The sequence below is a fragment of the Shewanella sp. SP1S2-4 genome (assembly GCF_031932075.1).
In the GTDB taxonomy this organism is placed as follows: domain Bacteria; phylum Pseudomonadota; class Gammaproteobacteria; order Enterobacterales; family Shewanellaceae; genus Shewanella; species Shewanella baltica.
The window spans coordinates 30,821-56,067 of record NZ_JAUOET010000006.1; the positions used below are offsets into that span (position 1 = coordinate 30,821).

Genomic DNA, 25,247 nt, shown 5'->3' on the forward strand with positions numbered 1-25,247 from the left:
CGATTTTCGAATAAGCACAAAGCCACTAATTAATGCATGTAACTTCGCTAGGGACGCCGAGGGATTTCCAAAAGGGGAACAGGCGCTTTTCCCCTTTTGGTCGACTCTTAATTAAAAATCAGGGGGGGAAGCCCCACGACTTTGATTTTGCCTTTAAAAGCAATCAAGAATTATGGGATATGCCCAACTCTATAAATTAACAAATAAAACGAAGGTGACAGGAGTGCCCCCTTCCCTGCGAAATTACCGCTGGGTGATAAGATGTAGCTAGCACTACACTTCGACATCCCTGACCTCGGCGGCAAAACTAAGGTAACGATCACATCTCGCCAGCAACTGCGCTTTATAATGAGCCACAAATACTGTTTCACTCTCATCGAGGGCCGGGAGCATTGAAACCACCTCAGCTATTGCCTGCGGTATTCTTCGCGCTATTGTCGTTAAGTTACTGATTAATAGATTTCTTGGTAAACCTAAGCCATCAATAAATGCGGCCAATTGATACGCGTAAATGCTGTTTGGATCAAATTCGTCATCGATTGCCATCGCAAGCTGTTGTTCAAAATCCTCATACATAGCCACGCTGACCAAATCGTACCAAGGAGTTGGCTCCATTCCGCTTGGCGTCATAAAAAACGAATAGTTTTTACCGTGTGCATCGGCATTACCGGTCAGTAAATTGAACAGCGCCCATTGCAACATGTCTTGCTTAGCAGCCACTGGATTACGGCATGTTGCAGCAAGACTAAAGAGCCTGTTAAAACTTACCCCTTCACGAATATCTTTAACATCACGCCCTGAACCAAAATTACGTTCATATTTTTTGCTAACACTAAAACCAAGTGCTTGGCAGCTATCGACAATATGCCTTCTTAATACCCTTTGCTCATTTGGCATATAACGTCGGTCAAAGCGTTCGACACAGAGTACTTTGTAATCTTTAAAATGAACAATATCGACATTAGCCACATTCATTCCAATCGCCTTAGCTAGACGCATCGTCATAAATTCATTAAGCACTAAATGGCGATATTTTTCGAATTTAACAATATGGGTAGATGAAAGCGCGCCTTCGGCAAATGCAAATTCTTCACCGTTATAAAACAGGTTTAATTTAGGTTGTACACCCGCTACCGACAGTCGAGGTTTGCCGTCCCAAATTTCCATAGGCCACATTGTGGGATCTTCAATTCGCTGAATAACTTCTTCAGCCTTAATTGGCCGTAATTGTGTTTCAGGCAGCAAAGTCCCTTTAGGAACAAAAGCAACAGCACCTGCGGTATCGAGACCAATGGCGCGGATCAAGGCAAAGGTATTTCCCTTGGAGACGCCAAGCGATTCAATTAGATAATCTAATCCTTTGTTTTCTGGTAATAAGTTAACCAAAAACATCGATATCTGACTGCTACTTGCTGTGCCATCTAAGGGAATTGTTGGGGATAGTGGGAATCCGCTTTGTTGCCACTTTTCGGTGTAATGCACGGCAAAGGTGTCGGTCGTCGCATCAAAGGACAATTCCCCGATAATTAAATCACCGAGGTGCATCTCTAACGTGAGCTTTTTAGAAGTACTCATGGGTTAATACCAGCCGTTAGTTTCGGTGTCGCTGGTTTGAACCGAAACGATATCAATCCCCAGACCATCAAGGATTTTGAATACGGTTGAGATATAAACATCCTCACCTTTTTCAACTCGGATCAGCGTTTTTTTGGTTACGCCGCACAGCATGGCCGCCACGTCTTGGGTAAGAGCAGCACTTTTCCTTCGTTCTTTAATTAACAAGCCTAGGGATTGTTGATTTAGCGGTGATGCCATCATCATCTCCAAAAGTGTAACTTCATACACCTTAGCCCTAAAACCAGCCCCATTCAATATAAAAGTGTACAGAACTACACTTTTGGATTGTTGAAAATGATAAACCACCAAAAAGTGTACAATGTTACACCTTTATAGCCATTTCAGTGCTTAAATTCCAAAAAGTGTAGCTAAGTACACCAGAACGTTACGCAAGTCACCAGACCAAAAAACAAAACCCCGACACTGTTTCCAGTATCAGGGCTTTCTTTTACAAGAACTTTGGTTTGAGGATTTTAGGCTCCAGACCAGCATCCTCGCTTTCGGTATGCCTTTTTACAAGCATACACTCTGCAAATTTAACAATGGATGGCTCGTTAAACCCTGAAACAAATCAACTTAAACCGAGGTTAAGCCAATGCTTCTATATTTGTTAGCCAAGCATTAAACAAAGGACATTTTTCACGCATGGTTTCTAGACCCACTTCTAAAGCTGCCAAAGTTCCTAAAAGTGGTTTTTCATAGCCGAAAATATGGTTTTCGATGCGCTTACTTGGTGCTGTTTGCGGGCTGTTGTTGATATGTTCTGGTGAGTCGAAGCTGTTTGCGATCTCGGTAAAGACCGTTTCCAGTTCTACTCTATCCATACCTTGAGCCATCTTTATCGGATCGCTAAAGAGCAGAGCTTCAAACTCGTACATCTGCACGTAAGGGATAAACCGACGCATAGCGTTCGCACCGATTCTCTCAGTCAGTTTTTCTGTGAATGCGTTTTGTAGTGTTTGAGCCTTAACGGCGACAGGTGCATCAGCATCGACGGCATTCTTCCCAGGGAAGCTCTCTGGTAATCCGTAGAAATCAAAGAAGGTAGTGCAATAGCACTGTTGGTCTGCCAGCAAACGCTTTTCGATATCAGGGACAAGCCGCTCAAACTTGAAGTTTCCTCCTTTATGGCCTGGGCGACCAATAAGCCCTGGCATCAAGTAAATACCTTTAAGGGCGAATGGTTCCACCAGCAATTCTTTCACAAAGGCTTCTTCTGTTTGTCCTTCACAAATTACATGCACTATGGTCATTTTGATGGTCTCCCACCAATGATGTTTTTCTCCCATAGCTCCCCAACCGAATAGTCATCAAGCCAAGTACGGAACTTGTCGGCATCTAAGCGTTTAAATATCGATGCGCCTTCTTCACGCTCTACAACAATCAGATCATCCAACTCAAATTCATTAAGTAGTGGAACGGATTGCGTAGATACGATCACTTGCATCCGTTTTGACGCGCTGCGTAACAATGCCCCTAATAGCGTTATCGCATAAGGGTGTAAGCCTAGTTCGGGCTCATCGATGATGATGGTCGATGGTGGGTTAGGTTGTAATAAAGCAGTGACCAAACAAATAAAACGGATAGAGCCGTCAGAAAGCTGACTAGGCCAAAGAGGGTAGTCACTATCGGCTTGTTTCCACAATAAGCGTATTTGCTCTTCACCAGAAGCAAGCGGAACAGGCTTGAGCACGAAGTCATCAAAGAAGGGTACAGCTAAGCGAACTGTTTTACAGATCTGAGCGTATACATCAGGGTTTTCACGCTGCAACTTAAACAAGTACGCAGCTAAGTTGCCTGCATCTGGGCGTAGATATTCGTTGTCGTGAGCAGCTCCTGCTCGCTTAACTGCCGCAGTATCACTAGTGTCGTGAAAATGAAATACCTTCCAAGAAGATATGGAACTGTAACAAAACTTTGAAATAGGCTTTGTATGTTCTTTCAACAGTGATTCCATATGACCAGAACCGAGATCTGGGGATGTAATAACACTATCGCCTTTGAAATGAACTTTCTCCGAAACAAATGTAAAACCTTCATTTGTCGTCGGCTCTAAGACTACATGGTAACCATTACGTCCAAAAAGTAGCGTGGAAGAAAAGCTGCTCGTTTCTTTTAAGCCAAAGGTTAGTACGCGATCAGCACCGCCTTGTTTGCTCGTCCAAACCTGCAAACGGCCTTCTACCAACTCATGTAACATTTTAAAGTAACTGACAAAGTTACTCTTACCGACGCCATTTGCACCGATAAGTACGTTTAAGTTCTTGAGCTGTAGCTTATCCAGCAAACGGATAGACTTAAACCCCTGGATGGTTAACTTGTCTATCTTACTCATTGGCTTCCTCTTTTCTGGTAACGGCACTATATTAACTGAATGGCTTGTTAATTTGGCTTCGCTAAACACATTTCGATTGATTGGCGATTATACCTCACAACCTCCACTTTCTACGCTTTTCTCTTTATCTCCTCAATAAAAAGGGATATGCCCAACTCTCTATGGATTAACAAACAAAATCGAGGTGATAGTATTTCACTCCCCCCTGCGAAATTACCGCTGGGTGATAAGATGTAGCTAGAGCTACACTTCCACTTCCCTGACCTCGGCGGCAAAACTAAGGTAACGATCACATCTCGCCAGCAACTGCGTTTTGTAATGAGCCACAAATACTGTTTTACTCTCATCGAGAGCTGGGAGCATTGAAATCACCTCAGCTATTGCCTGCGGTATTCTTCGCGCTATTGTTGTTAAGTTACTGATTGAAAGATAGGACAGGCATAACTCTTCGTGCAATGGTTGCACCAAATACAGCATTGTTGCACCAGTGACCTTCTAAAACATGGATGTTTTAGTAGAGCCTACAGGGAAGTATCTACGGCGTGTCACTGGTGTAACAGTGCGAGAGCCTGCGGCAGGCAATTAGGAAATACTGAACCTTATAGCGCTGCTGTAGTCCATTCGCAGCATCTATATTAGCCGAGATAACATCAACTCTCTGGCGCAGTCAGCGCCAAAAACAAAACCCCGACTCAGTTACCCGAGTCGGGGTTTTCATTTTTCTCTTACAAGAATTTAGGTTTAAGCGATTAAGCTATAGACCGCAGATGTTTTTGCGCAGAATAAAACGTTCAGAACAAGGCGCTGTGAGCGTAGCATACGTTGTGTGTATGTGAGCGAGCAGCAACGCCGTAATCAACGTTTTAAACCAGCAAAGATTACATCATGCCGCCCATTCCGCCCATCCCACCCATCCCGCCCATATCTGGCGCAGAGTTTTGTGGGATTTCAGCAACCATAGCTTCTGTCGTAATCATCAGACCTGCGATTGACGCAGCGAATTGCAATGCACAACGGGTCACTTTAGTTGGGTCAAGGATACCCATTTCTAACATGTCACCGTAAGTGTCGTTGCCGGCGTTGTAACCGAAGTTACCGCTACCGTTCTTCACTGTGTTAGCAACAACTGACGCTTCTTCACCCGCGTTAGTGGCGATTTGACGCAGTGGCGCTTCCATTGCACGCAGTGCGATAACCACACCGTGTTTTTGGTCTTCGTTTAATACTTCAACGTCAGCGATCTTAGAAGCTACGCGAACCAGAGCAACACCGCCGCCAGGAACCACGCCTTCTTCTACCGCAGCGCGAGTTGCATGCAGTGCATCTTCAACGCGGGCTTTTTTCTCTTTCATTTCAACTTCAGTCGCTGCGCCAACTTTGATTACTGCTACGCCGCCGGCTAATTTAGCCATACGCTCTTGCAGTTTTTCTTTGTCGTAGTCAGAAGTTGATTCTTCAACTTGTTGTTTGATTTGGCTTACACGAGCAGCAATTTGTGTTTGCTCGCCGTTACCATCGATGATGGTGGTGTTGTCTTTAGTGATCACAACACGCTTAGCAGTACCTAAATCTTCCAACGTTGCTTTTTCAAGCTCTAGGCCGATTTCTTCAGCAATAACAGTACCGCCAGTCAGGATTGCTACGTCTTGTAGCATTGCCTTACGACGATCGCCAAAGCCAGGTGCTTTAACCGCAGCCACTTTCACGATACCGCGCATATTGTTCACAACTAAAGTTGCTAATGCTTCGCCTTCAACGTCTTCAGCAACGATAAGCAATGGCTTACCGGTTTTTGCCAGACCTTCAAGGATAGGTAACAGTTCGCGAATATTAGAGATTTTCTTGTCTACTAACAGTACGAATGGGTGGTCTAACTCAACGCTGCCGGTTTCTGGCTTGTTGATGAAGTATGGAGATAGGTAGCCACGATCAAACTGCATACCTTCTACTACGTCCAATTCGTTTTCTAACGCTTGGCCTTCTTCAACTGTGATCACGCCTTCTTTGCCGACTTTTTCCATCGCAGTTGCGATGATTTCGCCGATAGATTCGTCAGAGTTTGCAGAAATAGTCGCAACTTGTGCAATCGCTTTTGAGTCGGCACAAGGTTGTGATAAGGCTTTTAATTCAGCAACTGCAGCGATAACGGCTTTGTCGATACCGCGCTTCAGATCCATAGGGTTCATACCGGCTGCAACGGCTTTTAAGCCTTCAACAACAATGGCTTGAGCCAGTACAGTTGCAGTAGTAGTACCATCACCGGCGGCGTCGTTGGCTTTAGAAGCAACTTCTTTCACCATTTGCGCGCCCATGTTTTCGAATTTGTCTTCTAACTCGATTTCTTTGGCAACAGACACACCGTCTTTAGTGATCAGAGGTGAGCCGAAGCTCTTGTCTAATACCACGTTACGGCCTTTAGGGCCTAAGGTCACTTTTACTGCGTTTGCGAGAATGTTTACGCCAGCCAGCATTCTTACGCGAGCGTCATTACCAAATACAACTTCTTTAGCTGCCATCTTGATTATCCTTTAAATTTTTAATGATTAATTGGAATGTCGAATTGATGCTGAGGATTAACCCACTACTGCCATCAGGTCAGCTTCCGACAGGATCAAGACTTCTTGACCGTCGATTTTTTCTTTCTTAACGCCGTAACCTTCGTTGAAGATCACCACGTCACCCACTTTGACATCCAGTGGCTTAACTGTGCCATTTTCTAAAATACGGCCATTGCCCACAGCAAGGATTTCACCGCGAGTTGATTTTTCAGCGGCGCTACCGGTCAGTACTATGCCACCCGCTGATGTTGATTCAACTTCTAGACGCTTAACGATTACGCGGTCATGTAATGGACGAATATTCATCTATGAACTCTCCTAATGATTTGATGCCCTACAATCGAGCCTATTTGTGATTAAAAAAACAGACACGTCGGTCTGCTCTTTTGCTGTCTGAGATATGGGGCTGATAGTGTCGAGATCCAAGGGCATTTACAAAAAAAACTTCAATTTTTTGATGTCGGTTTTTTCAAGTCGGCACAATCCTGCTAGAATCTCGCCTCCGCTCGCTAACAAGGCACTATTTTTCCATGAAAGACAGACACGGGCTGCTCACCGCGCCAATTGGTCGTGTACTGCTCAACATGAGCCTCCCCAACTTAATTGGCATTATGACCATTCTAGGTTTCAGCCTCGCTGACACTTTTTTTATCAGCCAATTGGGCACCGAAGCCTTAGCCGCCATTAGTTTTACCTTTCCAGTGACCTTAGTGATCTCGAGCATCGCCATTGGTATTGGCGCTGGTGTCTCGACTAATTTAGGCCGACTTATCGGTTCGGGTAATGCCCACAAGGCCAAAGTATTTTTGCATGATGCCTTATTACTCACCTTTGGTTTGATTGCCAGTTTAGCCGCACTGGGTAGCATTTTTATCGAGCCACTGTTTCGCTTACTCGGGGCAAACGATGACAGCTTGCCGCTGATCCACGACTATATGATTTACTGGTATCTCAGCGCACCGCTGCTGGTATTGTTGATGGTAGGCAATCAAGGCTTACGTTCCACTGGCGACACCCGCTCGCCGGCGATGATCATGGCGCTGGCGGCGCTCATCAATCTTATCCTCGATCCGTTATTGATTTTTGGTATTGGGCCATTTCCACGTTTAGAAATCCAAGGCGCCGCGATTGCAACCCTGTTCGCTTGGTTGATTGCCTTATCTTTGTCGGGATATTTGTTGATTGTCAGGCGCAAAATGCTCGAATGGGCCGCCTTTGACATAGACAGAATGCGCGCGAACTGGAGCAAATTAGCCCATATCGCACAACCCGCCGCCTTGATGAATTTAATCAATCCGTTAGCCAATGCCATTATTATGGCCATGTTGGCGCATATCGATCACAGCGCCGTAGCAGCCTTTGGTGCCGGTACTCGGTTAGAGTCAGTGCTATTAATAGTAGTGATGGCGCTATCGTCGAGTTTAATGCCCTTTATTGCGCAAAACTTAGGGGCAGGACAGCCACAAAGGGCGAAAGAAGCCCTGCTGTTATCGATAAAATTTATTTTTGTTTTCCAAACCTTACTCTATATCCCACTGATCTTTTTAGCCGAGCCTATCGCGCATTTATTCAGTACCGATCCGCAGGTTATCGAATGGCTGAGTTTTTATATCTTAGTGCTGCCCTGCGCCTACGGACCTTTGGGTATAGTGATTATTGTCGCGACCTCGCTCAATGCCTACCACAGGCCTATGAGTTCATTAGTCATCAATCTGTGCCGCTTAGTGCTGCTCATGCTGCCGCTAGCAGCCTTGGGATCGTATATAGGTGACGTTAAAGGCCTGCTGCTCGCGCTACCTGTGACCAATATTTTGATGGGAATTGCCTGTTACTGGCTGGCGCAGCGGATCTGTGAGCCCACAAAGATCACGACCGCAAACGCCATTAGCGAGGGGTAAACTAGCTTGATTTTTTAACGGGAAAGCGCAACACGTCGTCTGAAAACGCTCCCGTAGAGGCTTTGCAGGATCGGCGTGGGCCTTGCTCGCTCATGTTGATCGGCACGCCATTTGGCACTAGCTCTTGCATGATATAGTCGATAAAGCGTCGACAGGCTAAACTCACGTAACGTCTTGATGGATAAGCTAAGAAACACTCGCCTTGGTGGGGCTGGATTTCAGGTAACAAAGTCACTAACTCACCACTTTGTACATATTCATCCACGACTTCAGCAGGCGCATACACGATACCGCGTCCTTGCAATCCAAACTCAACCGCCACTTCAATACTATTTGAGCAGAAATTGCCTCTGACTCTCACTTCTTGTTCTGAACCGATAAATAACTCATTAAAGATTTTGCCATTGGATAAACGGAACATAGACACATTATGCGCTTCAATCTCTTTCGGTGTTTTAGGTGTGCCATGTGCCGCTAAATATTGAGGACTCGCGTAAAAACGTAAGTCAGTGGTAAAAATCGGCCGCACTACTAAATCTAAGGTATCCAACGCAGGCTCGACCACAAAGGCCACGTCGAGATTATGCTTCACCATATCAACAGATTCTGAACTGCTGATGACTTCTAAGGTGAGTTTAGGGTGCATATCCATAAAGCGGAAAATGGCTTGCATCAAGATTTTCATGCTGTGGATGGGGAACATTTGAATACGCAAATGCCCGCTGATCTCAGCATCGTCATTGGTCATTTCGAATAGGGTTTCATCGAGCTGAGCCAGAATGTTTTGCGATCGCTGATAGAAATGACTGCCCGCAGACGTGAGCGTCATAGAGCGGCTCTGACGGTGGAACAATTTAATGTTCAGCTCATCTTCCAAAGCTTGCAAACGCCGACTCACTGTCGATTTTGGTAAGTTAAGTAAATCCGCCGCTTCAATCAAACTACCGGTTTCAGCAATTCGGTGGAATAACGCTAAGTCCTCTGTCTTCATTTTGACCTTAAGTTCAATCTCATTATGTGGGACTGATAATCCCAAAGTATCCCGTTTATTGCAACTAATTTAGCTGGTATCTTCGCGCCAAGAAATGCTGACAATTTGTTAACTAGGAAATCTCCACCATGAAATCATATCGACTCTTGCCGCTGACAATGCTGCTTCCAGCCCTGATCAGTGGTTGTTCGCCTGCGGAAAGTTCAGTGCAAGTGGCAACAATTCGTCCGGTTAAACTGTTTGAAGTACTCAATGTAGAAGACGGAGATTTCAGAACATTTCCAGCCCGCGTTGCCGCAAATAGTCGCGCAGAATTGTCGTTCCGCATTTCAGGACAATTAACAGAATTGGCATTAGTTGAAGGGCAAAGAGTCACTCAAGGTAGCTTGCTCGCAAAACTTGATGACAGGGACGCCCACAATAATTTAATGACCCGTGAGGCGGAGCATGAACTGTTAGCCGCTGACTTTAAACGTAAAGTCGAGCTACTCAATCGCAAGCTGATTTCACAATCTGAGTTTGATAGCACTCAAGCGCAACTCAAATCGGCCACCGCCGCCTTAGCCGCTGCACGCGATCAACTGAGTTACACCCGTTTAACGGCACCTTTTAGCGGTACGGTCGCCAAACGTTTGGTGGATAACCACCAAATAGTGCAAGCAAACCAAGGGGTATTAACATTACAGAACAATAACTTGCTCGATATTAGCATTCAAGTTCCCGAGTCGATGGCGGCGGGTTTGAAGCAATATACCGATCAAGCTCATTTTACAGCTAAGGTGCGTTTTAGTGCCTTCCCTGAGCAAAGTTTCGATGCCAAATTTAAAGAATACTCGACTCAAGTCACGCCGGGCACCCAAGCCTATGAAGTGGTATTTTCGTTACCTCAACCTCAAGATATTCAGTTACTTCCAGGAATGAGTGCCGAGTTGACCTTAGCCTTAGTCAAAGATCCTAGTGCCCTCGCGTCAACGGTAGTGCCAGTGACCGCTATCGATAAGCGCGACCAAGATGGCCAAGTGCAAGTGTGGATTTATCAAGCGCAATCGGGTGAAGTAAAACCGACGATGGTGACGCTAGGACGCGTGAGTAATCAAGGTGTTGAGATTTTAACGGGCGTCAACAAGGGCGATCTCATCGTCAGCGCTGGAGTGTCTCAATTATCCGATGGCATGAAAGTCAAACCACTACGCTGGCAGCGTGGGGTGTAATTGATGAACATTGCAGAGTATTCGATACGCCACAAAGTCATCAGTTGGATGTTTGTGTTGCTGCTACTCGTGGGTGGTGGCGTCAGTTTTACCGGTTTGGGGCAATTAGAATTCCCCGAATTTACCATTAAAGAAGCTTTAGTGATCACGGCTTATCCCGGTGCCTCGCCTGAGCAAGTTGAAGAAGAAGTGACATTACCGCTCGAAGATGCCCTGCAGCAACTCGACGCCATTAAGCATGTGACTTCAATTAATAGTGCGGGTTTATCACAAATCCAAATCGAGATTAAAGAAAGCTACGATAAAACCAGCCTGCCGCAGGTGTGGGATGAAGTGCGTCGTAAAGTTAATGATGCAGCGGGAAACTTGCCGCCGGGCACAGCAACGCCACAGGTGATGGACGACTTTGGCGATGTGTATGGCATTTTATTTAACCTTTCGGGACCTGATTACAGCAACCGCGAGTTGAGCAATTACGCCGACTATCTGCGCCGTGAGCTAGTGCTAGTACCTGGAGTGAAAAAGGTTTCTGTTGCAGGCAACGTCACCGAGCAAGTCGTGATTGAAATCTCCCAGCAAAAGCTGTCGGCACTGGGGTTAGATCAGAGCTATATCTATGGCTTAGTGAACAATCAAAACGTCGTCTCTAACGCGGGCAGCTTAGTGATTGGCGATAACCGTATCCGCATTCATCCCACGGGCGAATTTAGCAATGTGCAGGATCTCGCGCGTTTAATCGTCAGCCCTCCAGGTAGCTCTGAGCTGATTTACCTTGGCGACATTGCCAATATTGAAAGGGATTATGACGAAACCCCTAATGTGCTTTATCACAATAAAGGTGAAGCAGCGTTATCGCTGGGGATTTCTTTCTCTAGTGGTGTGAATGTAGTCGAAATCGGGCAAAAGGTCAGTGACCGTTTAGCCGAGCTTGAATCACAACGCCCAATCGGCATGAATTTAGCGACGGTTTATAATCAGAGTCAGGCGGTAGATGAGACAGTTAACGGCTTCTTAATCAACCTAATGGAATCTATTGCCATAGTGATCGCCGTGCTTCTGCTGTTTATGGGATTGCGCTCAGGTCTATTGATGGGCCTGATCTTACTGCTGACGATTCTAGGTACTTTTATCGTGATGAAAGTGCTCGGGATTGAGCTACAGCTCATCTCCCTCGGCGCACTCATTATTGCCCTTGGTATGTTGGTCGATAACGCCATTGTCGTTACTGAAGGCATTTTAATTGGTATCCGTCGCGGTAAGACCCGTTTGGAAGCGGCCAAACAGATAGTATCCCAAACCCAGTGGCCGCTATTGGGCGCGACTGTGATTGCCATTATTGCCTTTGCCCCCATTGGCTTATCGCAAAATGCCGCCGGTGAGTTCTGCCGTTCTTTATTCCAAGTGTTGATGATTTCACTGTTTATCAGCTGGATCACCGCCATCACACTCACGCCGTTTTTCTGTCATCTGTTATTTAAAGATACGCCGAGCGATGAAGAAGCCCAAGACCCCTACAAGGGCTGGTTCTTCAGCTTATATCGCACAAGCTTAATTGTAGCGCTGCGCTTTAGACTGGTGAGCATACTGCTGGTTATGGCCATGCTGTTCAGCGCTGTGGTGGGCTTTGGCCATATCAAGAATGTGTTTTTTCCGGCTTCTAACACGCCGATTTTCTTTGTGGATATCTGGATGCCAGAGGGGACTGACATCAAGGCGACCGAGCGTTTTACCGCTGATATCGAGAAGTTAATGCTTGCGCTGGACGAGCAAAAAGACGTTGGGCTAAAACACTTAACAACCGTTATTGGCCAAGGTTCGCAGCGCTTCGTACTGCCCTATCAGCCAGAAAAAGGCTATCCCGCCTTTGCCCAGTTGATTGTAGAAATGCAGGATTTAGACGCAGTTAAAGCCTATATGCCAGAATTAGAAACCTTGTTAAATCAACGTTTCCCACAGGCACAATATCGTTTAAAAAACATGGAGAACGGCCCTTCGCCCGCCGCCAAAATTGAGGCACGCTTTTACGGTGATAACCCAGAAGTGCTGCGCGCTTTAGGTGCTCAAGCCGAGGCGATTTTCCACGCCGAACCGAGCATGGATGGCATACGTCACAACTGGCGTAATCAGGTGCCGTTGATCCGTCCGCAACTGGAAAATGCCCAAGCGCGGGAAACGGGGATCAGTAAGCAAGATCTCGACAATGCTCTATTGGTTAACTTTAGCGGTAAGCAAATTGGTTTATACCGAGAAACCAGCCACTTGCTGCCCATCGTCGCCAGAGCGCCCGCCGAAGAACGTTTGCAGGCCGACAGCCTGTGGAAACTGCAAATTTGGAGCAGCGAACACAATACCTTTGTGCCCGCCACCCAAGTAGTCAGTAGCTTCAACACTGAGTGGGAAAATCCGCTGGTGATGCGCCGCGATCGCATGCGCATGCTCGCAGTAATGGCCGATCCTAAGCTTGGTAGCAATGAAACTGCCGATTCTGTACTGCGCAAAATCAAAGACCAGGTCGAAGCGATCAGCTTGCCCGCGGGTTACCGCTTGGAATGGGGCGGTGAATTTGAAACCGCAGGCGAAGCACAAGCGTCGGTATTTAGCTCAATTCCCTTAGGTTATCTGGCGATGTTTTTGATTACCGTATTCTTGTTCAACTCAGTGCGTCAGCCCTTAGTGATCTGGTTTACTGTGCCACTGGCCTTGATTGGGGTTTCAGCGGGACTCTTGTTGTTCGATGCGCCCTTCAGCTTTATGGCACTACTCGGATTACTGAGTTTGTCGGGCATGGTGATTAAAAACGGTATTGTCTTGGTCGATCAGATCAACCTCGAGCTCAGTGAAGGTAAACCAGCCTATTTTGCCTTAATCGACTCCTGTGTCAGCCGTGTTCGCCCAGTGATGATGGCCGCAATAACCACTATGCTCGGGATGATACCGCTGATCCCCGACGCGTTTTTCGGTTCTATGGCGATTACAATTATTTTCGGTCTAGGCTTCGCTTCTCTGCTGACGCTCATCGTACTGCCAGTGATGTACAGCCTAGTATTCAATATCAAAGCGACGGCAACAGGAGGTCAATCACCCAACTAACCTGCTCCGCATTTTATCCAAAAACGCTTCCCGGCGCGGCCAGTCAGTCCCTATGCAAGTGGGCTGGCTGGCCATTTCATTTTTGATCTATTGCGGTTTGAGGGACCATTTAAACAAGCACATCCATTAGATGGACAAGTTTGGCAAACTGAGATTGATCTTTAATTACGATAACTAATATGACTGATAAATAAATATATTAATTAAAAACATGAACTATCAGTTCCATATTTTCACCGCTAATACGGGACAATTACCAGTTACACACATTTACACAAGTAAATGGCAGCGGTATATTTAGTGCTAATTATTCATTTGCAATATCATCTGAAATACCACTACCTATAACTAACAACATAAACAATGTTATTGCTTTGTTAGCATAGTAATTTATGTTTGAGAAACATCATGAAATTACGCTTTGATAGCGTCCAGACAATGAGTAAACAGACAATATTACTCGCAGTTATTAGCACTTTACTAATACTCACTACAATCCCGTTTATCTGTAGGTCATTCTGGCTCGCACTTGTACTATTATGGTATGTTTTTTTTGTAGTTTTTAATTCTAAAATTAATTAGAAATCTGTCTAATCAAAAACTTTATTGCTTCAAACAGAAAATTTTCAGTCATTTATACATAACATCAGCCTCACTACAAAACATTGCTTTTAATAGAGATTAGCTAAAAAAGAGTTTTCGATGAAATATGCAAAGAAAATTTTATTTGTGACTATTAGAGCACCTCTAATTTATACGGTAATATTTTTACCGAGTACTTTCGCAGAAAATATCAATTATAGTCATTATGGGCCACTTCGTGTGCATGCCCAATCACCTACACATGCGGGTAGCTTAACGCCTCTACTTCGTTCAGGATTTGCACTGCCTGAAGGGAAAAAAGAAATATACGGATCTGCAACAGTAGCAAGTGTATGGGCTGAAACTGACGATTACTATGCTGACTATTATCATAATTCTCTTAATGGCGGAATAAAGTGGCAACTCACTGAAAAATGGATGTTTGATACTAATTATAAGTGGAGTTTTAGTGGGGATAACCATCTTGACTCGGTCACTATCTGGTTTCATGATGCATTTGGTGTGGGTCAAAATGGCCGCGACAATACAATCAAAGACAAAAACCAAATATTTTCAAAGAATGGTATCAATCAACCTGATCTTTCTGGCGATACGCTAACGAATGCCCTAAATTTCTATTTAGAATATCAATTGCTTAGTGAGGATAATTATGGTCTATCAATAGGTGGCAGCTTATATTACAACCATGTTAATTCTGGCCCATTTGTAGATAACCGTTTTGAACAAGCATTACAGCTGAATTATAGCTATACATCTGGAATGCATCATTTTTATTCCACTACAGGTATAAGCTTTAGACGAAATGATGAAAGTCTATCTGGAATAGACTATAAAGACCATGCTGTAATGTTATCTTTAGGTTATGAGTATTTAATGGGACGCCATGGTTGGCTGATTGAATTACATCACTATGAAGGTTTACTCAAAACAGATAATGACTTTTCAAAACCTTCTCACGAAGTATTTCTAGGCTATAGGTATTATCTGAATAACAGTGCAATTGAATTTACTATCGTCGAAAACCTACTCAACATGGACAACAGCACTGATATTGCTTTTTCTCTTGGGTACAGAGTCATGATTTAATAACACTTTACTTTATCGCGTGGATGCGATCAAAAAGCTTTCTCTAATATCATGTTAACTCTTATACCTGAGTGGGCGGGTTATTAGTATTGGAGTTTTTTTAAGAGTGAAATGGCTATTACGGGGGAGGTGAACCAGCGGCACAGGTCAGATTGATTCAGTGGGCCACTGGTATCTAAGGGATATTAGGGAGCAAACTCAAGCGAATAAACACGATAATCAAATGAGTTAATCCAATAACAAACTAACGCAACAAGCGACTAAGATAATACGAGACTCATACTAAGACTTAGGGTCTTTGTCCTGCGCTTTATCTGAGAGTTGATGGCTAGCGGGTTTGATATCACTTGGATCGACTTTATGTTCAAAGTCTCCCTCAAACACATTACCGTCCTTTTTCACACTATCATCAAATGGCGCTTGGCCAAATGGGTCCTGTGGCTTAGGCCCAAAGGGACCTTGGCCCGCTTGAAAGCCACCGTGCATTGTGCCCTGTAAACCGGCAACAACCCGTAACTGCATACGTTTGAACAACAAGGCTGCAATGGGGCGACGGGTTAATGGCGTCAAGAATAATAGGCCAATGGCATCGGTTACAAAACCGGGGATCACGAGCAAGATGCCCGCCATAGCTAACATCATGCCCTCGACAATTTCTTGCCCCGGTGCTTCACCACGGGCGAGTTTTTGTTGTACTTGCATTAAGGTGTTTAAGCCTTGGCTGCGAACCAGAGAGACCCCGAGCACGGCGGTAAAGAGCACTAAACCTATGGTAGTCCAAGTGCCAAGCACTTCACCCACACGGATCAGCACCGACAGCTCTATTACTGGGATCAGCACAAAGAGTAAAAAAATAATGAAAAACATACCGACCTCAGGTTTATCTGACTATCTCTGTAAACTAAATGGGGGTTATCCGGTCTTAATTCAAGTCAGGATAACCATTAGGACTAAGTAAGGGAGCAAAACACTGATATTTAGCTCACCCTTTTGTTAACCCGCTAATGTATGAGACCATTAAAACACGTAAAGTAGCCTAACGGAGTTGGCTTAAGCGAACTTTAAGATTCTTAAGAGACGATACCTAACACTATGCAGCATCAGTATTTAGTGGTTAGCACTACCTGCCCCGATGAAGTACAAGCCAATACTTTGGCCCGAGCTTTAATTGAGTCGCGTATTGCCGCTTGTGTTCAGATTTCCGCCCCGATACGTTCAATTTATGCTTGGGAAGGAAAAATCTGTGAAGAGCAAGAATTTAGCTTACAGATTAAATGTTTACAAAGTCGATATACAGAGTTAGAACAACTTGTGCTTAGGCTTCACCCTTATCAAGTACCCGAAATTATTGCCGTGCCTGTGACCCACGGGCTACCAGCCTACTTAGATTGGATAAAAGACAACACTCAGCCATGAAAAAACTACTCAGCCTTATTTTCACTTCTTTATTGCTTCTTGCGCCCTTAGCTCATAGTGAAGGGGTGTTCGGTACCAAATTCGACTTCATGAAGGGTGAGCCTGAATTGATGCCTGTCGATCAAGCATTTGTCTTCGATTCCAAGCAAGAAGGTAATCAGGTCAAACTCAATTGGGTGATTGCCGACGGTTACTATATGTACCGCGACAAGCTTAAATTTAGCGTCAATGGTGCCGAGTTAGGCACGGTCGCTCTACCAAAAGGAAAGCCCCATGAAGATGAGTATTTTGGTAAGCAAGAAGTCTATTATACCTATGTCGATATTCCCGTTGGTTTAAAACAAGCCGATGAAAATGCTACGCTCACAGTGACCTTTATGGGTTGTGCCGAAGGTAAATTGTGTTATCCACCGACCAAGCATGAAGTCGTTTTAAAGGCGATAGCAGCCAACGATGGCTTAATTGCAGGCGCCGAATCAACCACGACGACTGAGCAAACCAGCACAGAGCCAAGCACTGCCGATAAAGCCAATACGCAACCCATTACTCAGCAAGATACCCTGAGCCAAATGCTGTCGAACGACAGCTTAATTTGGACTTTAGTGATTTTCTTTGGTCTGGGTGTCGGTCTGGCATTAACGCCCTGCGTATTCCCTATGTATCCGATTTTGTCGGGTATTATTGTCGGCCAAGGGCAAAAACTCTCAACCGCAAAAGCCTTTACCTTGTCCATGGCTTACGTCCAAGGCATGGCAATCACTTACTCTATCTTAGGGTTAGTGGTTGCATCGGCGGGACTAAAATACCAAGCGGCATTACAACATCCTGCCGTATTAGTCGTACTCGCGATTTTGTTCTTTGTGCTCAGCTTATCTATGTTTGGCCTATACGATTTGAAACTGCCATCGAGCTGGCAGGAGAAGATGAACTCAGTCTCGAATAATCAAAAAGGTGGCAACTTAGTTGGCGTGTTCTTGATGGGCGTGATTTCTGGCCTTGTCGCATCACCTTGTACTACCGCGCCGCTGTCGGGTGCGCTCGTTTATGTGGCCCAAACCGGCGACCTACTCCAAGGTTTCTTAGCCCTGTATGTACTCAGCATGGGTATGGGATTACCTCTACTGATTATCGGCACCTCAGGCGGTAAATTATTACCGAGAGCCGGCGCTTGGATGGACATCATCAAGACTATCTTCGGATTCCTGCTGATCGCTGTATCTATCGTGATGCTTGGCCGTATTTGGACAGGCGTAGTATCCGATGTGCTTTGGTCACTGTGGGGCGTAAGCTTCACCGGCTACTTGATGCATCAGAACAAACTCAGTGAATTTAACTGGAAACAAACTGTACGTTCAGTGCTATTAACGCTAGCGCTACTGGCGAGCTTCTCCTACGGATTCCAAGCTGTGATGGGACACTTTGGTTTTAATAACAATTCCGTAGGCACTGCGGCGACGACCCAAGAAGCCCATGGCTTTAAACGCATTAAATCGATTGAAGATCTTGAGCAAGAAATTGCAGCCGCTACCGCCCAAGGCAAGCCTGTGATGCTCGATCTGTACGCCGATTGGTGTGTTGCCTGTAAAGAGTTCGAAGCCATCACCTTTAAAGATGCCAACGTGTTAGCCCGCATGAATAAAATCGTATTGCTACAAGCGGATGTGACTAAGAGTGACAAGGTCGATGTGGCCTTACTCGAAAAATACAATGTGCTTGGTTTGCCTACGCTGTTGATGTTTAACGAACAAGGTGAGCAAAGGGAAGATTTACGCGTAACTGGTTTTATGGGTCCCAAAGATTTTGCAACCCATTTAGATCATCTCGTGAAATAGTGACGATTTAGGCTTAGACCACCAGAGTGATTTAGTTCACTCGAGTTTTAACAGCCAAGTGTATTTACCGCAACACCAATAAAAAGCGGACTTTTTTCATTAAAAGTCCGCTTTTTTATCCAAGTGTCATAGATTTCTTATACAATCACTTACAATTTTAGACTTTTTAGATTGGAGCATCATGGAACCAGGCATCCTCATTATCACACTCATCTGCGGCATGCTCGTCAGCCGTATAGGACTGCCACCGCTCATCGGCTACTTAGTGGCGGGCTTTGTACTATTCGTCCTCGGGATAGATAAAGAAAGCCTGCCATTGCTGCAAGAACTCGCCAGCCTAGGCGTCACTTTACTGTTATTCGCCATAGGGTTAAAACTCGATATTCGTAGCCTGTTCAAGGCCGAAGTATGGGCGGGTTCGAGTGTGCACTTAGTGCTCTCGATAGTGATTTTTGTGCCGATTCTGAAACTCTTCGGCTTACTAGGTTTAAGCCAACTCACGAGTCTTAACCTTGAGCAACTGACGTTAATTGCCTTCGCATTAAGCTTCTCCAGCACCGTATTTGCGGTCAAAGTGTTAGAAGATAAAGGCGACGTGCAATCCCTCTACGGCCGGGTCGCTATTGGTATCTTGATTATGCAGGATATCTTCGCCGTACTGTTTTTAACCATTTCTAAAGGCGATGTACCTTCGGTATGGGCCTTTGCATTACTCTTACTGCCACTGGCTAAACCACTCATCTATAAAGCTTTCGACCGTGTCGGCCACGGTGAACTCTTAGTGCTCTTCGGCCTAGTCATGGCACTCGTGGTTGGCGCTTGGTTATTTGAATCTGTTGGCTTAAAACCCGATCTCGGCGCACTGATCATAGGTATCTTGTTGGCGGGCCACAAAAAGTCCTCAGAGCTGGCAAAATCCCTGTTCTATTTTAAAGAACTCTTCCTCGTGGCCTTCTTCTTAACGATTGGTCTCAACGGTTTACCTACAGTATCGGATATCGTACTCGCAGCGCTGTTAGTGCTGTTAGTGCCACTTAAAATCCTGCTATTTGTTTATATTCTTACCCGCTTTAAGCTGCGTTCACGTACCTCTATGTTGGGCTCGTTCAACCTAGGTAACTTCAGTGAATTCGGTTTGATTGTCGCCGCCGTCGCCACCTATAAAGGTTGGTTGCCTCCCGAGTGGCTAGTGATCATCGCCGTGGCATTAAGCTTTAGCTTTTTACTCGCCGCGCCGCTTAACGCCACCGTAGGTAACATCTATCAACGATTCCAACAGCGTTTAATCAAGCTTGAAAAACGCCCATTGCATCCAGAAGACAGACCGATCGCCATTGGCAATCCACGCTTCTTAATCTTAGGCATGGGCCGCATTGGTAGCGGCGCCTACGATGAACTCAGGGAACAATTTGACGGCGAAATTCTCGGCATTGAGCACAAGCAAGACTTAGTCGATTTACATAAAGCCAAGGGCCGCAACGTAGTGCAAGGTGACGCCGCGGATACCGACTTTTGGGAGAAACTCGACAGAGCGCCTAATCTTGAATTAGTGCTGCTGGCCATGCCGCACCACGCGGGAAATATGTTTGCGGTCGAGCAACTCAAAAAACTGGATTATCAAGGCAAGATCAGCGCGATTGTGCAGTACAGTGACGATGCCGCGGCACTTCGCGAATCGGGCGTACACAGTGTTTACAACCTGTACGAAGCCGCCGGTGCCGGTTTTGTGGATCATGTGATTTACGAGCTGTTGCAAGATTCAGAGAAAAACGCCGCGCAAGCGGAAGAAACAGCGCAAGTGCCTGATCCTAAAATTAATGCAGAGTCCAATAGTTAAGTGCCTGCTAATGCTGCATTGAATTAAAATCACGCCATAATAGGCCGCACAAACAAGCAGTAACCTCTTCTGCAAGTTTGTGCGGCATCCAACTAACTACTGACTAATCTTTACAAATCAATCGACTAGATAACGCACTGTATACGTTATTTTGACTTCCTATCACTGTATCGATTTTCTCCTTACAACCTATCGCCATTTCAGCAAAAAATCTCAGTTACATCACCGACTCAGTCGTGATATAAATCGATGACGGTAACGAAATTAGCTCAGCTTTTTTGGAATTTTTTACAGCATGTCAAACCCTGCGCAGCGCGCCACAAAGTTATTTGTCCAAACCTTTGGCACTAAAGCCGACGATTTATATCAAGCCCCTGGGCGCGTCAATCTGATCGGTGAATACACGGATTACAACGACGGTTTTGTACTCCCCGCGGCCATTAATTTTCATACAGTGATTGCAGTAAAACGCCGTGACGACACTAAGTTTCGTGCCGTTGCCGATGCCTTCCCCGGACAAATTAAAGAGTGGACCTTCGGTCAAGAAAACGACATGGACCCGCAAGATGGTTGGGTGAATTACCTCAAAGGTTTTACTGCGGCTATGGCGCAAACGGGTTTATTAGCCAAGGGCTTAGACTTAGCCATTGTGGGTGATGTGCCACTTGCGGCGGGGTTATCCTCATCGGGCGCCCTGGTTGTCGCCTTCGGCACTGCCATCAGTGATACCAGCCAACTGCATTTATCGCCAATGGCGGTAGCGCAACTCGCACAGCGCGGCGAGCACAGGTATGTTGAATCGGCCTGTGGCATCATGGATCAAATGTGCAGCGCTATGGGTGAGCAAGACCACGCACTACTGATTGACTGCTTAGATCTGGACAGTGAAGCCATTCCTATCCCAGAAAACCTAAGCCTTATCATCATAGATGCCCATATTGAGAAACAACGTTTAGCCGCCACCAATCAACAACGTCGCAATGAATGCGCCCAAGCGGCTGAATACTTTAGCTTAGATGCACTGCGTCACCTCGATTTACGTCGATTAGAAAGCGCAAAAGCCAATTTAGATGAAGTGTTATATCGCAGAGCAAAACACGTCGTCACAGAAAACCAAAGAACCCTAAGTGCTGCACGCGCGTTAGAGCAAAATAACATTGAAAAATTCAGCCGCTTAATGGCGGAATCCCATGTTTCACTGCGGGATGATTTTGAAGTGACACTGCCCGAATTTGATACTTTAGTTGAGATTGTCAGCCAAGTGATTGGCGAGCGTGGCGGTATCCGCATGACCGACGGCTGCGTGGTGGCTTTAGTCGATCATGAACTGACCGACGCTGTCGTTGCCGCTGTTGAACATGAATTTTTCGACAAAACCGCCATCGATGCCACTGTCTATTTATGTTCCGCCAGCGCTGGCGCGGGCCGCATAGACAATTAGCCAGAACGCGCTTAAAACAAAGAAAACCAATACAGTGACAAGGCCATCGATAACATACGAATTCATCGCTGAACTTTATAGTGTTGATGGCAAATAATAGGGTTAACATACTCATTTAACACAATAAGCAGTGAGCATATTCAACACAGAGGGAAGCTAAATGGTACGTTTCAGTGTTTTGGATCCTTGGGCCGATCCCCGCGGCGGCGAAATCGAACGGGTTCGGATCGACAATGGCATACTCGCATTAGAAGTCATCAGCTTAGGCGGAATTATCCGCGCTCTGTGGACCCCAGATAAACACGGCGAACGTGCCAATATCGTCCTTGGTTGCGACAGCGCCGAAGACTACCTGACGCAATCGGCTCACTTAGGCGCCATTGCTGGCCGTTTTGCAAATCGTATCGCTAACGGCAAAATGCACTATCAAGGCCAAGATTATCAACTTGATGTCAACCAAGCGACTAACTGTTTACACGGCGGCCGTGAAGGATTTAACCGTAAAAACTGGCACTTAGGCCAACTGCCCGATGGTGTGCGCTTGACCTTAATGAGTCCAGACGGCGACATGGGTTTCCCCGGTAATTGCACGGTTCAACTGGATTACCGCCTCGCAGGCAATAATCTCTATGTGGAGATCTTAGCCTCGGTGGATAAAGCCTGTCCCGTGAGCTTAACCCAGCACAGTTATTTCAACCTCGATGGTTCAGAGACCAATCACGAGCATTTGATGCAAATCGATGCCAAGCGTTATCTCACCATGAATGATGTCAGTGTTCCCACTGGGATTGCCGAGACGGCAGGGTCGATTTTCGACTTGAGTCAGCCGATACGCTTAGGCGACAAACTGCATGCCGCAGAACTCGCAAGTACGCGCGGTTATGATCACTGTTATATGATGAATGACCCCGACGGTTCACTCGCCCGCTTTGGCTGTTTAAGCAGTCCAGTGAGTGGTCGCGCTATGACGGTTTATACCAATCAACCGAGCGTGCAGCTCTACTGCGCTAACTTTTTAGATGGCACTGTAGGTCGCAATCAACAGGTATTAAATCAACATCATGGCGTGTGTTTAGAGCCGCAGATGCTGCCAGACTCACCGAATCAAGGCGAGCGCTTTGGTGATGATGTTTGGTTAGTACCTGGCAAGGTTTATCACCACATCAGCCGATATCAGTTCGATGCCGATGCGTAACCATTGCCTATAAAATAGCAATAAATTAACGGTAAATGGGGGCACGCTAAAATAGCGATGAATTGAGGTTAACACTCGGTTTCGCGGAAGGAAATAAAGCGATAAGGAATAAAATAAGCCCTATTTTATTCCTTACACTCACAGTGTTAGCCCTTAAGCCGACACTGTGTTAATCATCAAAATCATCGCCCCAATCATCGTCAAAATCCACGCCTACGGCATCGGATTCCACTTCTGGTTCAACTTCAGGCTTTGCCTTACGTACAGGCGCAGTTTCCTTCACGTTGTTTAGGTCAATACGAGCTTGATGCTTACTCATGAATTGAGCTCTAGCCGCCTTCCATGCACCACTAAACTTAGCCTCAGCAGCTTTTAACGCAGCCTCATCTAAGTCGTATAGGTTCACTTTGACTATATCTTCCACATACTCAATGATCGCATCACGATCGGTATTGTATAGGTAGATACGTCCTGGGGAGGCATCGGGCAGCTGGTTGTCATGGACGACAATCGCATTGCCTTTCGATGTTCTCAGCTCACCATACCAAACCTGTTTCTTTGCTGTGTTATACATATATGCTAATACCCTTAAATCAACACATACACTATGAGTTTTTTAGCCTGAATAAGCGAAGCATCGCTTGCTTTGATCCACGAATAGCGCCGGAAAGTCTCTGACGTTTTCAACTGGGTATTTTTACAGAATATTTCCGATAATCAATGCCTCATACCATGAAATTTTCACTAATTACGTATTAATTTCTGCCAAAGTACCCAAAAAGTTTAATCATTAACGACTTTAGTCTAAAAAATCGACGCGGCAAGTTTTATTCCCAATAAAAAGCAATCATATCGACTATGTTCGATGGGCTTAAACTTTGCGATTCGAAGTTGCCGTTCGAGGTTACTGCAAGGTTAAGCATCAGGTTTAACCATGACGATTTAACGACAGTCGCGCAAACGGCTATTTACCACTGCGTTACTCAGCCACACTTTTGCCTGAAAGATCGCAGACTGGCATCGAATGGCAGCGACCTAAACCAGCTCGCTGCCAAGCCAACGTGCCTAATCTAAATAACAGTCAGTACCACCTTGCCCCTGTGCTCACCCGACTCCATCAGCGCATGGGCTTTCGCGGCTTCGTCTAATGTAAAGGTCGCAAAAATATTCGGCACAATTTTATGGGCATTTAACAGTGACCAGACTTTCTCAAATAATTCGGCGGCAATGGCGGCTTTAGCCTCCACGCTTTGTGGTCTTAGGGTCGACCCTGTCCACATAATACGTTTTGCCATCAGGCGGAAAATCTCGACTTCGGCCTTAGGGCCACGCTGCATCGCCACCGACACCATACGGCCGTCCATCGCTAAGGCTTGTAAATCGAGGTTAATAAAATCGCCACCCGCGATATCAAAGACCACGTTCACGCCCTTATCTTGGGTGAGCGCCATGACAGGTTCAACAAAGTTGTGGGTGCGATAGTTGATGACTTCAGCGGCGCCAAGGCTCAAGCAATAATCGCGCTTCTCATCTTGCCCCGTCGTCGCTATCACTGTTGAACCTAAAGCGCTGGCGAGTTGAATGGCCGTACTACCAATACCGCCCGAGCCGCCATGGATCAGTACCGTCTCGCCCGCTTTCAGTCCCGCACGCATAAACAGGTTGCCCCATACGGTGAAGAAGGTTTCTGGCAGCGCAGCGGCCTGCACATAACTAAAGCCCGTTGGGATAGGCAAACAGTGGGCGGCATAGGTGAGCGCATACTCGCCATAACCCCCGCCCGGCACTAAGGCGCAAACCTTGTCGCCGATTTGCCATTGGCTCACGCCTTCACCTAGGGCGCAAATATCCCCCGCGACTTCAAGCCCAATAATCGGTGATGCACCCGGTGGTGGTGGATAAGCGCCCACCCTTTGTTTGACATCGGGGCCATTCACTCCAGCTGCATGTACGCGGATCAACACTTGACCAGCGGCGGGGACAGGCAGAGGCGAGCGCGATAATTGCATCACCTCGGGGGCACCGGGTTGCTCAACATAGATATGGGTGTATTCGCTTGGTAAAGCTGACATAAAAGCTCCTTTGGAATGGCATCGACCTCATCGCAGATTGCTTGGCGGTTCGAGTGCTTACAGCG

At 46.0% G+C, this 25,247-nt stretch carries 19 protein-coding genes; 9 read left to right on the top strand and 10 right to left on the bottom strand.

Features of this window, described 5'->3' with window-relative positions; all coding sequences use genetic code 11:
- Positions 1-273 precede the first annotated feature (273 nt).
- The 6 genes from Q4Q52_RS08285 to Q4Q52_RS08310 all read right to left on the bottom strand — a co-directional run bounded on the left by Q4Q52_RS08285 (position 274) and on the right by Q4Q52_RS08310 (position 6,816).
- Positions 274-1,575 (bottom strand): HipA domain-containing protein, encoded by a 1,302-nt coding sequence (locus Q4Q52_RS08285; RefSeq protein WP_311990337.1) that lies wholly within the window; start codon positions 1,573-1,575, stop codon positions 274-276.
- A 3-nt stretch (positions 1,576-1,578) separates the two neighbouring features.
- Positions 1,579-1,815, bottom strand: coding sequence for a type II toxin-antitoxin system antitoxin HipB (gene hipB / locus Q4Q52_RS08290; RefSeq protein ID WP_105253052.1), 237 nt, complete (start codon positions 1,813-1,815; stop codon positions 1,579-1,581).
- A gap of 389 nt (positions 1,816-2,204) precedes the next feature.
- Positions 2,205-2,906 carry a DUF4276 family protein gene (locus Q4Q52_RS08295; protein WP_311990338.1) on the bottom strand — a complete coding sequence of 234 codons (702 nt, stop codon included), beginning with the start codon at positions 2,904-2,906 and terminating at the stop codon, positions 2,205-2,207.
- On the bottom strand, positions 2,867-3,952 hold the full coding sequence (locus Q4Q52_RS08300) for an AAA family ATPase (protein WP_311990339.1): 1,086 nt from the start codon (positions 3,950-3,952) through the stop codon (positions 2,867-2,869). The genes Q4Q52_RS08295 and Q4Q52_RS08300 overlap by 40 nt, the downstream gene beginning before the upstream one ends.
- Before the next feature lie 878 nt (positions 3,953-4,830).
- Entirely contained in the window at positions 4,831-6,468 is a 1,638-nt protein-coding gene (gene groL, locus Q4Q52_RS08305) for a chaperonin GroEL (RefSeq protein ID WP_311990340.1), read from the bottom strand.
- A 57-nt stretch (positions 6,469-6,525) separates the two neighbouring features.
- Entirely contained in the window at positions 6,526-6,816 is a 291-nt protein-coding gene (locus Q4Q52_RS08310) for a co-chaperone GroES (protein WP_006086113.1), read from the bottom strand.
- Positions 6,817-7,040: 224 nt separating this feature from the next.
- On the opposite strand from Q4Q52_RS08310, the gene Q4Q52_RS08315 reads away from it, so the two are divergent.
- Positions 7,041-8,408 (top strand): MATE family efflux transporter, encoded by a 1,368-nt coding sequence (locus Q4Q52_RS08315; RefSeq protein WP_311990341.1) that lies wholly within the window; start codon positions 7,041-7,043, stop codon positions 8,406-8,408.
- Position 8,409: 1 nt separating this feature from the next.
- On the opposite strand, the gene Q4Q52_RS08320 is transcribed toward Q4Q52_RS08315, so the two are convergent.
- A complete protein-coding gene (locus tag Q4Q52_RS08320; protein WP_113940006.1) occupies positions 8,410-9,399 on the bottom strand; it encodes a LysR family transcriptional regulator in 990 nt (329 codons plus the stop codon).
- Between the two features lie 128 nt (positions 9,400-9,527).
- On the opposite strand from Q4Q52_RS08320, the gene Q4Q52_RS08325 reads away from it, so the two are divergent.
- From Q4Q52_RS08325 to Q4Q52_RS08335, 3 genes are all read left to right on the top strand, one after another.
- A complete protein-coding gene (locus Q4Q52_RS08325) occupies positions 9,528-10,610 on the top strand; it encodes an efflux RND transporter periplasmic adaptor subunit (RefSeq protein ID WP_105251364.1) in 1,083 nt (360 codons plus the stop codon).
- A 3-nt stretch (positions 10,611-10,613) separates the two neighbouring features.
- Positions 10,614-13,700, top strand: coding sequence for an efflux RND transporter permease subunit (locus Q4Q52_RS08330; RefSeq protein WP_311990342.1), 3,087 nt, complete (start codon positions 10,614-10,616; stop codon positions 13,698-13,700).
- 702 nt (positions 13,701-14,402) lie between these two features.
- Positions 14,403-15,389, top strand: coding sequence for a DUF3187 family protein (locus Q4Q52_RS08335; protein ID WP_211085909.1), 987 nt, complete (start codon positions 14,403-14,405; stop codon positions 15,387-15,389).
- A 282-nt stretch (positions 15,390-15,671) separates the two neighbouring features.
- Here the strand turns inward: Q4Q52_RS08335 and Q4Q52_RS08340 are convergent, their stop codons facing one another.
- Positions 15,672-16,256 carry an FxsA family protein gene (locus Q4Q52_RS08340; RefSeq protein ID WP_113940009.1) on the bottom strand — a complete coding sequence of 195 codons (585 nt, stop codon included), beginning with the start codon at positions 16,254-16,256 and terminating at the stop codon, positions 15,672-15,674.
- A 225-nt stretch (positions 16,257-16,481) separates the two neighbouring features.
- Here Q4Q52_RS08340 and cutA point away from each other — a divergent pair, with 225 nt between their 5' ends.
- The 5 genes from cutA (at position 16,482) to Q4Q52_RS08365 (ending at position 23,110) form a co-directional block, all read left to right on the top strand.
- Positions 16,482-16,805 (top strand): divalent-cation tolerance protein CutA, encoded by a 324-nt coding sequence (gene cutA, locus Q4Q52_RS08345; RefSeq protein WP_113940010.1) that lies wholly within the window; start codon positions 16,482-16,484, stop codon positions 16,803-16,805.
- Complete coding sequence (locus tag Q4Q52_RS08350) at positions 16,802-18,637, top strand: protein-disulfide reductase DsbD (protein ID WP_311990344.1); 1,836 nt, start codon at positions 16,802-16,804, stop codon at positions 18,635-18,637. Before cutA ends, Q4Q52_RS08350 begins: the two co-directional genes overlap by 4 nt.
- A 181-nt stretch (positions 18,638-18,818) precedes the next feature.
- Positions 18,819-20,474, top strand: coding sequence for a cation:proton antiporter family protein (locus Q4Q52_RS08355; protein ID WP_311990345.1), 1,656 nt, complete (start codon positions 18,819-18,821; stop codon positions 20,472-20,474).
- Positions 20,475-20,769: 295 nt separating this feature from the next.
- Positions 20,770-21,915 (top strand): galactokinase, encoded by a 1,146-nt coding sequence (gene galK, locus Q4Q52_RS08360; RefSeq protein ID WP_311990346.1) that lies wholly within the window; start codon positions 20,770-20,772, stop codon positions 21,913-21,915.
- 160 nt (positions 21,916-22,075) lie between these two features.
- On the top strand, positions 22,076-23,110 hold the full coding sequence (locus tag Q4Q52_RS08365) for an aldose epimerase family protein (protein WP_311891441.1): 1,035 nt from the start codon (positions 22,076-22,078) through the stop codon (positions 23,108-23,110).
- A 169-nt stretch (positions 23,111-23,279) separates the two neighbouring features.
- Here Q4Q52_RS08365 and Q4Q52_RS08370 read toward each other — a convergent pair whose 3' ends face one another.
- Both Q4Q52_RS08370 and Q4Q52_RS08375 read right to left on the bottom strand, forming a co-directional pair.
- Entirely contained in the window at positions 23,280-23,684 is a 405-nt protein-coding gene (locus tag Q4Q52_RS08370) for a hypothetical protein (RefSeq protein WP_220591940.1), read from the bottom strand.
- Between the two features lie 496 nt (positions 23,685-24,180).
- On the bottom strand, positions 24,181-25,182 hold the full coding sequence (locus Q4Q52_RS08375) for an NAD(P)H-quinone oxidoreductase (protein ID WP_311990347.1): 1,002 nt from the start codon (positions 25,180-25,182) through the stop codon (positions 24,181-24,183).
- Between the last annotated feature and the right edge of the window lie 65 nt (positions 25,183-25,247).